This is a genomic window from Streptomyces sp. NPDC046876, from assembly GCF_040645035.1.
Lineage (GTDB): Bacteria > Actinomycetota > Actinomycetes > Streptomycetales > Streptomycetaceae > Streptomyces.
In genome coordinates this window covers 12,262-25,478 of sequence record NZ_JBEYXK010000034.1, presented here as the reverse complement: position 1 = coordinate 25,478, position 13,217 = coordinate 12,262, and the positions used below count along the sequence as shown (strand labels likewise).

Here is a 13,217-nt window from a genome sequence, read left to right as displayed (position 1 = left end):
CCGCGGCCGACGACATGGCCGCCGAGGCCGGACTCCTCCTCAAGGCCGGCGCCGTGCTGCCCGTCGGCACCGACGGCGCGGGCCCCTCCGCGGTCGACCTGACCGCGCGCACCTACCGCCACCCCGCCCTGCCCGACGACCGCGTCGTCGTCCGGCTGGCCGCGGCCGAGCTCGGCCCGGCCGAGGACCTGGCCGCCGGGTTCCTCGGCCTGGTCCTCGACGAGGGCGAGCCGCCCGTCGTCGGCCTCGGCCAGCGCCAGGCCCTCGGCTTCCCGGAATGGGTGCTCGTCCACCACCCCGAGGACGGCCACCACGCCCTCGCGGTCGTCCCCGAGCTCGACCGGGTCGCCCGCCAGGCCAAGACCAAGCCCAAGGCCGCCCTCGACGCCGTCCATGAGCTGGCCGGCCGGCTCGCCGCCGCGGTGCCGCACTTCCTGCCCGTCTTCTACGAGCAGGCCGCCCGCCTCTTCCTCGCCGTCGAGAACACCACGTACGCCGCCCAGCTGTTCGGCCGCGCCCGCAGCAGCGAGGCCCAGCACGGCCTGGCCGTCGACGAGGACCGCCTCGACGCCGTCTTCCTCGAATTCGCCCTGGTCGGCGCGCTCCCGGTGAAGGTCCTCACCGGCTACGCCAAGGAACTCTCCGCCCGCGTCAGCCCCGACGAGGCCTACACCCGCTTCCGCCGCCTGTGCGTGCGCCGCACCGCCGGCGGGCTGCCGCCCTCCGCGCAGGCCGCGACCGAGCTGCGCCGCCTCGCCCGCGCCGCCGGCCTGACCGGCAGCGAGGCCGAGCAGGACTACCTCGCCGAACTCCTGCCCCTGCCCGCCACGCTGCGCGCCGCGTACGGCTGGTGGAAGGCCCACCGCACCGCGCTCATCGCCCTGGCCCGCCGGGAGCCGGCCGTCCGCGGCACCCTCCTCGAACTGATGCCGCCCGGCGGCGGCGAAGGCGAACTGTCCGACCTGTGGCTGGACGTCCTGGAGCAGTCCGGCACCACCGCCGGACTCGTCGACGCCGGCCTGCCCGCCGAGCAGCGGTGCGCCGACGGCACGGCCGGCTGGCTGGAGCGCTACCACAGCGCCCGCCACAGCGGCTGGGGCCAGCGCTTCACCCCGCCCGCACTGCTCGACCTCGTCGCCCGCGCCGCCGACCGGCTGCGCACCGAACTCGCCGAGCCCGGCCGCACCGAGGGCCTGCGCATCGGCGGCGAGGACATGAACCTGCTCGACCTGCTGCTCTCCCTCGGCCTGCCGGTCGCCGACCCCGACGAGGACCCGGCCACCTCCCCGCACCGCCGGCCGCAGCTGAACCTGGCCTCCTGGGCCCGCTCCGAGGAGGGAGCCCGGCGCGACCTCCTCGCCCTCGCGGCCGACCAGCGGTTCCGACCCGCCTTCCGGCGCGCCGCCGACTCCTTCGGCGACGCCGGCTCCGGGGCGGACGTGATGCGCGCCCTCGCCGCCTCGCCCGGCGGCCGCCCCATGCTCACGGAATGGATGCAGGAGGTCGCCCGCAGGTCCACCTCCGCCGGCCTGCCCGCCCTCCCCGCCGCGATCCAGCGGCTGACCTGGCTGCCCGCCGAGGCACTCGAACTCGCCCGCGACGAGGTCGCCGCAGCGGCCGCCGCCGACCTCGGCGGGATCCTCGCCCGGACCCTGCGCACAGGCCTCTTCGAGGAGTTCGCCTGGCCCGCGTTCGAGGAGGCCCTCGTCGAGCTCGCGGACCGCAAGGCCCTGCGCCGCGGGAACCTGACCGTCGTCGAGGCCTGGCCCTACCTCATCGTCGCCAACTCCCTGCAGGTCCGCGTCATCGATGCCGACTCCACCGTGCTCACCCACGACCTGCGGGTGCCGGTCGGCGGCTCGTACCGGTACGGATTCCACTACGTCGACGGCGCCCTGCTCGTCTTCTGGAGCTCCTGGAACTCCGGCGACATCCAGGGCTACTGGCACACCGCGCCGCAGCACGTCTTCTCGCTCGGCTCGGACCGCAATCACTGGTCGCTGCGCTCCGACCACATCAGCCTGCCCCTGCCCGGGGGCGGCCGCGCCACCGGCGGCGGCGTCCTGCACGCGGGGGACACCGTGCTCCCCGCCGAGCAGGCCCTGCTCTGCGACGGCACCTCGTACTGGGTCTGGCAGCGCCGCGAACAGGACCAGGACGCCGGCTGGCGCGAGTACGCCCCAGCCGACGGCGCGCGCGGCCGGCACTCCCAGCCGGCCTTCCTCGCCGACGCGCTGCGCGCCCACCCCTCGGGCGCGGTCCTCAACGCCCACTCCGCCTGGCTGCGCCCCGCCCCCACCGTGGACGGCTCGGCCCTCGCCGCGCCCGCCGACGGTCTCCTCGGCTGGCGCGCCGTACGCCTCCCCGGAGGCCAGGGCTGGCACGGCTGCGACACCGCCGGACGCACCGTCCACACGCCCGAGGGCAGCGACATGCCCCTCGCCGCCCTCGCCTTCCCCGGCGACGACCGGCCCCGCGCGCTGAGCCAGAGCTGGCGCGCGCTCAGCATCACCGACCCGGACGGCGTCGTCACCGCCCAGACCCGCGGCGACCACCGCAACAACCATGCCTTCGCCACCGGCAGCGTCGACCTCCCGCCGCTCCCCTTCTGGTACGCCCTGCGCCCCCGCGACCCGGAGGGCTCCACGGCCCTGCGCACCGTCGACCGCGACACCGTCGCCGCCCTGCTGGAGGCCGCGGCCAAGGCCGAGAAGGCGTCCGACCTGCCCGGCCTGGTCACCGCGGCCCTGCCGCAGGTCACCGCGGAGCCGCTGATCGGCGGCGTCGTCGAGGTCCTGCGCTTCGCCCTGGTCCAGCAGAAGGCCCTGGACGGCATCGCCGCGCGGCTCGACCCCGACACCGGCGCGGCCGACGCGGCCGAGGGGCCGCAGGGCCCCACCGACGCGCTCATCGCCAAGGCGCTGTCCGGCATCGTCGGCACCGGCTACTACCGGTGGGGCGCCGACAACGACGTCGCCCACCGCTTCCTGGCGCGCCTCGCCGAGGCGTGCGCCGACACCGGCGCCGTCGCGGTGCCCGGCCGGCTCCACTTCGACATGCCCGCACTGGACTACTCCACCCTGCCCTTCACACCGCTGCTCGACGAGCCGGCCGCGATCGCCTACCGGGCCGTCGCCCCCGGCACCACCGACGAGGAGCGGGCCGCACTGCGCACCGTGCTCGCCCGGATCGACGCCCTCGGCCTCGACTCCGCACAGGGCTCCGCCGACCGCTGGCGCCGCGTCCTGGTCCACCTCGACCACCCCCACCTGAGCACCCCCGACGGCATCGGACGGCCCACGGGCCACCGCAGCCTGCTCCCGCTCGGCGGCGGGGCCGTCCTCGCCCGCACCGAACACTGCGCCGCCGTACCCGACGGCCACGAGTTCGGGGCCCTGCTGTACGACCCCACCGGCGCCTTCGCCGTCCCCGGCCCGTACACCGTCCGCGGCCAGGCCCCCCTCGGCGACCGCGAACGCGGCCCCGGCTGGCTCACGGCGTTCCTGACCGAGGCCGCCGAGCGCGGCCCCGCACCACTGCGCCCCGAAGCCGCCGACGAGTTCGCCCGCCTGACCGGCGTCTCCGGCACCGCCGCCCGGCTGCTGCTGGCCGGCCTGCCGAACATCGACAGCTGGGAGCACCACTTCCTGCCGGCCGAGCTGCGCACCGCCCTCGGGGTCAAGGCCGCCGACGCCAAGCACGCCCGCAACGAACTCAAGGCGCTCGACATCGAGGTGCGGCGCGCCGTGGTCGCCGCGCTGCTGCCCGCCGACCCGGCGCGGCTGTGGACCGAGGGCCCGGACGTGGCCGCCGCTGCGGAGGTGTGGAACCGGCGCGTGGGCCGCCGCACGCCCGTCCCCGAGTGGCTGCTCGCCGAGGCCACGCGCGCCGCGGGCACCTTCTGGGCCGTGCACCGGGCCCTCCCGGCCGTCCTCGACCCGGCCGCGTCCGAAGCGCTGGGCACCGACGCCGAATGGAAGGTCCACCAGGGCCGCATCGAGCGCTGCGCGCCGGGCGGCGAGACGCTCACCGGGGCCGTCCTGAACGGCACGCTGTCGCTCGCGGCCTGGCTGGCCCACCGGCTGCCCGCGGGCGACCCCGTGCGCGCCGCCCTGCCGCCGGTGCTCACCGCCGTACGGCAGCGGCTGGCCGCGCCCGGACTCCTCCTGGACCTCGGCTACTGCGCGGGCCTCGGCGGCTTCCGCGAGGCGGCCGGCACCCCGACCGAGACGGGCGAGGGCTACGAGCGCTACGGCGCGGTCGTCATGGCCACCCACGACGACCACTGCCGACCGGCGCTGCGCACGGCCCTGCTCGACTCCACGGGCTCCGACCCGTACCTGCCGGTCCTGCGCGGCGCCGACCAGCGGCCCTCCGCCGTCGAGACGGCCCTGCGGGCCGCCCACGACCCGGCCTTCGCCGCGCTGCTCGCCGATCCCGGAGCCCCGGCGGCGGGCACCGCCGACAAGGACGGCACCTGGTACCCGCAGGACCCGACCCGCTCCGTCCCGGACCTGGTGGAACGGGCCGCGCAGGCCCACGGCCTGGGCGCGGACGCCGCCGCCCTGTACCTGATCCTGCTCGCCATGCCCGACCCCACCGACCGCAACACGGCCCGCTGGACCGGCTGGAAGCCGGCCCGGATCAAGGCCGCCCGCGCCGAACTGGCCGCCACCGACCTGGTGGTGACGGCCAGCCGGACCCGGGCCGGGCGCTCCCTGTTCCTGCCCGGCGGCTGGACCGAGATGTCCTCGCCCGTGCTGCCGGTGGAGCAGTGGAAGCTCCCGATGTACGCCCTGGCCCCGGGCGGCAGCCCTGCCCTGGGGGTCCTCGTGCCGGCCGAGCCGGCCGCGGACCTCTACCGGCGGGCCTGGCAGCGCGTCACCGACGGCGACGTACCGCGCTTCGAGGAACTCAAGGTCAAGCGGACCCGCCCCCGGCGCCGCTGACGGCCCGGCGACGCCGGCCGGGGCGCGGCGCACCCGCAACACCGGGATGCGCCGCGCCCCCGTCCCTCGCTCCTTCTCTCCTTGGCTCTTCTTTCCCTCTCTTGTTGTTCGCTTCCTTCTCACGTTTCGAGGACGACCCCATGACGACGACCGTCAGCGAAGAACCCGCCGCCCCGGCCCGCCAGATACTGCCCGCCGAGGAGCGGTACGCGGCCGAACTCGCCTTCCTCGCCGCCCAGGACACCGGCCCCCGCCCGCCCGGCTGGACCCTGACCCCGCGCGCCGTGGTCACCTTCGTCTGCGGCAGCGACGGCGAGGAACTCGCCCTGCCGAAGCGCCGCGCCGGGCTGCCGGCCAAGATGGCCATCGCGCCCAAGTTCGTCGGCGAACGCGCCCTCGTCGAGCGCTGCGTCGTCACCCTGGCCGGCGAACGCGGCCTGCTGCTGACCGGCGAGCCCGGTACCGCCAAGTCGATGCTCTCCGAACTCCTGGCCGCCGCCGTCTGCGGCACCAGCGCCCTCACCGTGCAGGGCACCGCCGGCACCACCGAGGACGCCTTCCGCTACGGCTGGAACTACGCCCTCCTCCTCGCCCAGGGCCCCACCCCGCAGGCGCTCGTCGACTCGCCGGTGCTGTCCGCCATGCGCACCGGCCGCGTCGTACGGGTCGAGGAGATCACCCGCTGCCTCCCGGAGGTCCAGGACGCGCTGGTGTCGATCCTGTCCGACCGGCGCGTCAGCGTGCCCGAACTGACCGCCACCGAGGACTCGACCGTCGCCGCCGCCCCCGGGTTCACGGTCATCGCCACCGCCAACCTGCGCGACCGCGGGGTCTCCGAGATGTCCGCCGCGCTCAAGCGCCGCTTCAACTTCGAGACGGTCGAGCCGATCGCCGACGCCGACGCCGAAGCCACGCTGATCCGCCGCCAGGCCGTCGCGGCCGTCCAGCGGGCCGGCGCCGCGTTCGGGGTCGACGACGCCGTGCTCGACGCGCTCGTCACCGTCTTCCGGGACCTGCGCTCCGGGCGCTCCGCCGAGGGCTGGGACGTGGAACGCCCCGGCACCGTCATGTCCACCGCCGAAGCGGTGCAGGTGGCGACCTCGCTGGGCGTCGCGGCCGCCTACCTGCCGGCCGGCGACGTCCTGGACCTGCTGCCCGGCCACCTCCTGGGCGTGGTCCGCAAGGACGACCCCGCCGACCACGGCCGCCTGCTCGGCTACTGGGACGGCCCCGTGCGCCGCCGCGCCGAGGACGGCTCCGCCATGTGGCGCCGCCTGTGGGACCTGCGCGGGAGCCTGCGATGACCACCCTGGCCGACCCCCGGGCCACCGTGGACGCGCTCGCCGCGTCCCGGACCCCCTACCTGCTGGGCGTACGCCACCACAGCCCGGCACTGGCCGCGGTGGTGCCGGCGCTGCTGGACGCCGCCGAGGCACAGGTGGTCTGCGTCGAGCTGCCCGCCGACTTCCAGCCGTGGCTGGAGCACCTGGCCGACCCGGAGACCGTGGCCCCCGTCGCCCTCGCCGGCACCGGGGCGGACGGCGGGCTCGCCTTCTACCCGTTCGCGGACTTCTCCCCGGAGCTCGCCGCCGTCCGCTGGGCGCGGGAGCGCGGGGCCGAGGTGCTCTGCTGCGACCTGCCGCTGTCCGACGCCGGCTGGGCCCCGCGCCCGGCCGCCGGGGAGACGCCGCCGGCAGCCGGCCCGCCGGGGCGGTCGTACGCCGACGCCCTGCGCGCCTCGGGCACCGGCCGGGACGGCGACGACCTGTGGGACCGCGCGGTGGAGGTGCTGGCCCCGGGCTGCCCGCCCGAGGCCGTCCGCCGGGCAGCGCTCGGCGTGGGCTGGGCGCTGCGCCAGGACGGCGCCGTCCCCGAGGTGGACCTGGCCCGCGAGGCGCACATGCGCAGCGTCATCACCGCCGCCGCCTCGGGCGGCCGCCGCGTCGCCGCGGTCATCGGCGCATTCCACGCCCCGGCCCTGGCGGATCTGCCCGTGGGCCCTGGGACTGCCCTTCCGGCCGACGCCCCGCCCGCACCGGTTCCGGCCGGGTCCTCCGGTCCGGCTGCGGAGGGCGGTGTCGGCGTGACCTCGTTCGTGCCGTATGCGTACGAACTGCTCGACTCGCGGTCCGGATACCCCGCCGGGATCCGGGATCCGCTGTGGCAGCAGGCCGTGTTCGAGGCCGGCGGCGATCCGGGCCGGGTACGGGACGCGGCGTCCGTGGCCATCACCGGGCTGTGCCGGGAACTGCGCCGCGCCGGCCACACCGCCGGTACCGGCGAGGCCGCCGAGACCCTGCGGCTCGCCTGCGACCTCGCCGTGCTGCGCGCCCTGCCCGCGCCCGGCCGCGGTGAACTCCTCGAGGCCGTCACCACCGTGCTCGGCCAAGGCGAACCCCTCGGCCGGGGCCGGGCCCTGGCCCGCGCCCTCGAAGCCGTGCTCGTCGGGACCACCCGCGGCCGCACCACCCCCCACGCCCCCCGCTCGGGTCTCGGCCCCAGCGTGGAGGCCGAGCTCACCGAGCTGCGGCTGCCCGGCCCCGAGGACCCCGCCGCACGCGAGGTCCGGCTCGACCCGCTGCGCTCCGGGCTCGACCGGCGCCGCGAGGTCCTGCTCCAGCGGCTGGCCGTCTGCGGCGCCCAGTACGGGCAGCCGCTCGACGTGGCCGCCACCGGCGACGGCACCGCCCTCGGCACCAAGTGGCGGCTGAACTGGACGCCGTCCGTCCCCGCCCGCCTCGACCTCGCCGGCGTCCGCGGCGTCACGGCCGCCCAGGCCGCCGCGGGAACGCTGCGCGAGAGCGCCCGCAAGGCCGCCGCCGACGGCGGTCCGACCCCGGCGCAGATCCTCGCCGGCCTGGCCGCCGCCGCGCGCTGCGATCTGCCCGAGCTGGTCTCCGTACGGCTGCAGGAGGCGGCCGCCACCCTTCCGCAGACCGCCGCCCTGCCCGAACTGCTCGAGGCGCTGGACCTGTTGGAGGGGCTCGCCCGCGGCCACTTCCCCGTCGACGCGGACGGCCCGCGCGCCGCCGCCTCCGCCCTCACCGGCGAGCTGCTCGACGCCGCCGTCCGGGCGCTGCCCGGCCTCGCCGGCAGCGAGGACCCCGCCGACGCGCGCGCCCTCGTCGCCCTCGCCGACAGGGCCGCCGCCCGGCACCTCGGCCTGCGCATGGACGGGGCCCTCGCCGACCTCGCCGGTTCGGCGTCCCCGCTGATGCAGGGCGCCGCCCTCGCGGTACGCGTGCTGCTCGACCTCGATCCGGCCGCGGGGCTCGGCGAGCGCGCCGCCGGGTGGATCGACGCCGCTGCCGCACCCGACGCCCGGCGCACCCTGACCCGCCGGCTCGGCGGCGTGCTGACCGCCGCCGGACCGCTGCTCCAGTCCTCCGCGCCCGCCCTCGTCCCGGTCCTCGACCGCATCGAGGCCCTGACGGACCAGGCCTTCCTGGACCGGCTCCCGGCCCTGCGCGGCGGCTTCGACGCCATGGCCCCCGCCGCCCGCGACCGGCTGCTGGCCACCGTCGCCGAGCGGCTCGGCGACCGCGTCGACCTCTCCCTCGACGCGCCGCCCGCCCTGCTCGCCCTGTGGGCCGCCGCCGACGCCGCCGGGGCCGCGGCCCTGAAGCACCTGCCCCGGCCGCCCGGCCCGGACGGCGCGGCTGCGGATGCGGCGGCTGCGGATGCGGTGGCTCGGGATGCGGTGGCTCCTGACCCGGCGGCCTCCGAGGCCGGGGCACCCCGGCCCGCCGGGACGCCCGTGGCCGCGGCCGCGCTGCCGGACGGGCAGCGGCTCGCCCCCGCCGACCGGTGGCGGCTGCTGCTCGGCCGGCAGCGCGACATGCTGCCCGCCGGCGCCCGCCGCTACGCCCGGGCCCTGGACGAGCTGTACGGCACCGGCCGCGGCGAGGGCTCCGCCGCGCTGGACGGCGGCCCCGGCACCGGCACCGGAGCCGGCGGCGGCCAGGAGGCCCCGTTCCCCACGGCCCGCGAATGGGCCGAGGAACTGGAGTCGCTGTTCGGCACGGACCTGCGCGAGGAGGTCTTGGCCGCCGCGGCCGACGCCGGCCGCACCGACGTGCTGACCCAGCTCGACCCGGCCGCCGTACGCCCCTCCGTGGAACTGCTCGGCTCGGTGCTGTCCCTCGCCGGCGGCCTGCCGGAGGCCCAGCTCGCCAAGCTGCGCCCGCTGGTCCGGCGGCTCGTCGACGAGCTGGCCCGCGAGCTCGCCACCCGGCTGCGGCCGGCGCTCTCCGGGCTCAACACCCCGCGGCCCACCCGCCGCCCGGGCGGCCGGCTCGACCTGGACCGCACCCTGCGGGCCAACCTCGCCCACACCCGCAGGCTGCCCGACGGCACCGTGGCCGTGGTGCCCGAGCGGCCGGTGTTCAGCACCCGGGCCCGCCGCGAGGCCGACTGGCGGCTCATCCTGGTCGTCGACGTCTCCGGCTCCATGGAGGCCTCGGTCATCTGGTCGGCGCTCACCGCGGCCGTCCTCGGCGGCGTCCCCACCCTGTCCACGCACTTCCTCGCCTTCTCCACCCAGGTCGTGGACCTCACCGACCGGGTGGACGACCCGCTGTCGCTGCTCCTGGAGGTCCGCGTCGGCGGCGGCACGCACATCGCGGCGGGCCTCGCCCACGCCCGCTCCCTCGTCACCGTGCCGAGCCGCACCCTCGTCGTCGTGGTCAGCGACTTCGAGGAGGGCGCACCGCTCGGCGGACTCCTGGGCGAGGTCCGCGCCCTGGCCGCCTCCGGTGCCCACCTGCTGGGCTGCGCCGCGCTCGACGACACCGGCGCCCCCCGCTACTCGGCGGCCGTCGCCCGGCAACTCGTCGCGGCCGGCATGCCGGTGGCCGCCCTCAGCCCGCTCGCCCTCGCCCGCTGGGTGGGCGACCGCCTCCGTGGAGAATCCCGTTGAGCACCGAACCCCTGCCGCCCGTCGCCCCCGAGGTCCTCGCCGAAGCCGTCGAGAACCTCAGCGCCCGGCTGCGCAAGAAGCTCGACGCCGCCGTCGAGGGCTGCGCCGCGGGCACCCCCGCCGCCGAGCGGGCCGCTGACGGCACCCTCACCCTCCGCTTCGGCGAGGACGCCGTGGTGGTGCTGCGGCCCGGCCCGGACGGGGCTGTGACCACGGCCGAACAGGCCTCCTGCAGCTGCCTGCTGGCACCGCGCTGCCTGCACCGTGCCGCGGTCCTCGGCGCGGCCCCCCTCGCGGACCCGGCCCCCGATCCGGAGCCGCTGCCTGCCGGCCCCGCCGACGGGGCGCCCGACATGCAGGTGCCGGACGCAGCGGGCGCACCGGCCACGACGGGCGCCCCGGCTGCGGACGGACCCGGCACGCCCGGTGGCCCGGGGGCTGCGGCAACTCCGGCCGGGCCGGACGGGGGCGGTGCCCCCGGCGTGCCCGGTCAGCGGGGTACCACCCGTGGCGGCAGCGGCGCGGCGGGCACCGCCGGTGGCTCGGCCGGGGCGGCCGACGCCGGGGCTTGCGGCGCGGGCGGTCCTGCGGGCCCGGGGGCCGGCGCGGGTGCCGGCGCGGGTGTTGGCACGGATGCCGCGGTGCTGACGCCCGCCCAGGTGCGGGCCGCCTCGGCACTCTGGCGGGTGTCGGCCGAAGCCCTCGCCGCCGGGGCGACGGCCGGCGGCGCCGTGGTGCAGGCCGAGTTGCTGCGCGCGGCGCACACCGCCCGCGTCGCCGGGCTGCCCCGCGCCGAGGCCGCCGCCCTGCGCGTCGTACGGGGCCTGCGCGCGGCCCGGGACCGCAGCGGCGCCCACCGCCTCGCGGACCTCACCGCGGCCTTCCGCGAACTGCTGGCGACCGCCGCCGTCCTGGCCTCCGGTACCGCCGACCCGGCCGCGGCCGGCACGGCGCGCCGCGCGTACCGGCCGGGCGGCAGCCTGCGGGTGCTCGGCCTGTGCCGCGAGCCGGTGCTCTCCGCCACCGGGTACGGGGGAGTGGTCACCCACCTGTTGGCCGCGGACGGCGCACACCACTCGGTGTCCGACGTCCGCCCCGGCGGCCTGGCCCGCGCCAAGGGCGCCGGATCCGCCTCGGTGGCGCTCGGCGGCGCCGTCCTCGACCACGCGGGCCTGGCGCGGGGCGGGCTGCGGATCGTCGGGGCCACCGTCTCCGCCGACGGCCGGCTCGGCGCCGGGCGCGGGGTGCAGGCGACCCCGCTGCGCGGCGCGCCCTGGACCGAGGAGCCGGCCGCCGCCCTGTTCGCCCGCCCCGCCGCCGAGGCCGTGGCGGCGCAGCTCGCCGCCGCCGAGGGTCTCGGCCCCGATGCCGCCGCCCCCGCCCTGCTGGGCTGCGACGTCACGGTGGTCGGCGCCGCCGGCGAGGACCTCCTGGTCCGCGAGGCCCGGCCGGACGGCGCCCCGGGGCCGCTGCTCCGGCTGCGCGCCGCCCACCCCCATCCGGAGCTGCCGCACACGGACAACCTGCGCCGCATCGCGGAGCGTCCGGGGCTGGCGCTGCGCGTCCTGGGCCGCCCCGACCTGGACCGGGCCGCGACGCTGCGGCCCCTCGCCGTCGGCCCCGTACCGGGTGCGCCGTACACGCTGCAGCTGCCCGACGAGTGGCTGGACCGCGCCGACCTGGGCTACGACCGCCTCCAGGGCAGCCACTTCCCGTCCCTGTCCGTCGCCCCGGAGCCGCCCCCGGCCCCAGGGCCGGGCCCCGCCGACGCGGCGGACGCGCTGGACGACTCGCCGCTGTGGCGGGTGCGCCGACTGCTGGAGAGCGGGGTCGCCGGGGGCCGCCGGGCCGTCGCCGAGTCGGCACGGGGCGCCGAACCGGTCGCCACGTACGGGCCGCTGCGGCGGGCCGGCTTCACCACCGCGGCCGAGCTGGCGACGGCCCTGGCCGCGGAGGCCGACCGGCGCCCCCGCGACGTCTTCGGCCGACTCACCGACGCCTCGGCCGACGGCTACGCCTGGGCCTGGCTGTCCGCAGCCGCCCACCTGGCCGCTGCGGAGCGCTCCTTGGTGGCCGCCTCCTGGGTCTGAGGCCAAAGCCTCCCGATGGGTGAGCTGTACAGTGCCACGCTATGAGCGCGTGGAGACCAAGATCCCGACCAGCCGGACCGCCCGGGCGCAGCCGCGGCCCCTCTCGCAGCGCCGAGACGGGCGGCGGCGCCCGCCTGGCAGTCCTGGACGGCGTCCGGATCCTCGCCGCGCTCTCCGTGCTCTGCTACCACTACCTCGCCCTGCAGAGCGCCTGGGGGAAGCCGGTCGCCACCGTCTTCCCCGTGGCGAGCAAGGGGGCCGCGTACGGCTGGCTGGGCGTCGAGCTGTTCTTCCTCGTCAGCGGGTTCGTCATCTGCATGAGTGCCTGGGGGCGCACCGCCGGCGAGTTCGCGGTGTCCCGCATCTCCCGGCTCTTCCCGGCGTACTGGGCGGCCGTGGTGTTCACCTCCACGGTGCTGTTCGCCTGGCCGGAGGTGCGCGGGGTGAAGGCGTTCCGCGACGTGGTGGTGAACCTGACGATGCTCCAGGGCGGCATGGACGTGCCGCACATCGACGACGCGTACTGGACCCTCTTCGTCGAGCTGAAGTTCTACGTGCTGTTCGCGCTGGTCGTCCTGCGCGGTGTGACCTACCGCAACTGCGTCGTCTTCTGCGGGGTCTGGACCCTGGCCGGCATCGTCGCTCCGACCGCCGACAGCGGCCTGCTGTCCTTCTTCGCGATCCCGTCCTTCTCGCCGTACTTCATCGCCGGCATAGCCTTCTACCTGATGCGCCGCTTCAGGCCCAATGCCGTCCTGTGGACCATCGTCGGGCTGCAGTTCCTCCTCGCGCAGAGCTTCGTCCGGAGCCGGATGATCACCAACCTCGGGCGCACCACGGCCCTCGAGCTGCCCCCGTGGCCGGCACACGTGATCATCGCCTGCGGGTTCCTCGTCATGGCGGGCATAGCCCTCGGGGCCTTCGACCGCATCCGCTGGCGCTGGCTGCCGCACGCCGGAGCGCTCACGTACCCGCTCTACCTGATCCACATGATGGCCGGGCTGACGTTCATCCACCACTTCCGCCACGACGTCCCGCCCGTCCCGCTCGTCCTGGGCGTGACCGCGGTCATGGCCGCTCTCGCCTGGCTCATCCACCGCCTGGTCGAACGGCCCCTGAGCCGGCTGCTGCGCGCAGGCCTGCGCCGCGGTGTGGAGGACATCCGCAGGAACACCCCGCTGCGGGCCGCGATCCCCGCGATCCCGGCGCAGCCGTCCGCCCCCGAGGCGGAACGCATCCGCGCAGCCCGCTGAGCCGCGG

The 13,217-nt window shown here is 77.6% G+C and carries 5 protein-coding genes; all 5 read left to right on the top strand.

Features of this window, described 5'->3' with window-relative positions; genetic code table 11:
• Nucleotides 1-14 precede the first annotated feature (14 nt).
• The 5 genes from ABZ924_RS19685 to ABZ924_RS19665 all read left to right on the top strand — a co-directional run bounded on the left by ABZ924_RS19685 (nucleotide 15) and on the right by ABZ924_RS19665 (nucleotide 13,210).
• On the top strand, nucleotides 15-4,949 hold the full coding sequence (locus tag ABZ924_RS19685) for a DNA-binding protein (RefSeq protein ID WP_361911095.1): 4,935 nt from the start codon (nucleotides 15-17) through the stop codon (nucleotides 4,947-4,949).
• Nucleotides 4,950-5,089: 140 nt separating this feature from the next.
• Complete coding sequence (locus ABZ924_RS19680; RefSeq protein WP_361911008.1) at nucleotides 5,090-6,253, top strand: AAA family ATPase; 1,164 nt, start codon at nucleotides 5,090-5,092, stop codon at nucleotides 6,251-6,253.
• Nucleotides 6,250-9,867 (top strand): DUF5682 family protein, encoded by a 3,618-nt coding sequence (locus ABZ924_RS19675; protein WP_361911005.1) that lies wholly within the window; start codon nucleotides 6,250-6,252, stop codon nucleotides 9,865-9,867. Before ABZ924_RS19680 ends, ABZ924_RS19675 begins: the two co-directional genes overlap by 4 nt.
• A complete protein-coding gene (locus ABZ924_RS19670) occupies nucleotides 9,864-11,957 on the top strand; it encodes a hypothetical protein (RefSeq protein ID WP_361911002.1) in 2,094 nt (697 codons plus the stop codon). Before ABZ924_RS19675 ends, ABZ924_RS19670 begins: the two co-directional genes overlap by 4 nt.
• A 41-nt stretch (nucleotides 11,958-11,998) precedes the next feature.
• Nucleotides 11,999-13,210 (top strand): acyltransferase, encoded by a 1,212-nt coding sequence (locus ABZ924_RS19665; protein ID WP_361910999.1) that lies wholly within the window; start codon nucleotides 11,999-12,001, stop codon nucleotides 13,208-13,210.
• Nucleotides 13,211-13,217: the final 7 nt, after the last annotated feature.